Annotated in this window: 1 pseudogene; it reads right to left on the reverse strand. The window is 63.9% G+C overall.

The window, feature by feature from the left end:
• A pseudogene (locus tag AAEZ05_RS29590) lies at positions 1–249 on the reverse strand (alpha/beta hydrolase); the annotation flags it as partial.

Here is a 249-nt window from a genome sequence, read left to right on the forward strand (position 1 = left end):
GGTCCAGAGCGCCATAAGAGCTGATCTGCCCTGGGCCGGTGGACGCGTCGCCGGCCATCCAGTCGTTGCCCTTCCAACGTAATACGTCGTTGCTCAGGTGGTTGCGCTTCACGTCGGCTTGATTGAGAAACTGCGGTGCGATCACCAGCGTACTGCCGCCCGCCCCGGCATGCTCGGCGGCGTCGATGCCGCTTTGCAGGTAGGTTTGCGCATTGCGCAGGCGGCCATGCACGATGATCAATGCGCGCG

Origin of the sequence: Pseudomonas sp. HY13-MNA-CIBAN-0226, assembly GCF_040310305.1 — a bacterium.
In the GTDB taxonomy this organism is placed as follows: Bacteria; Pseudomonadota; Gammaproteobacteria; order Pseudomonadales; family Pseudomonadaceae; genus Aquipseudomonas; species Aquipseudomonas gregormendelii.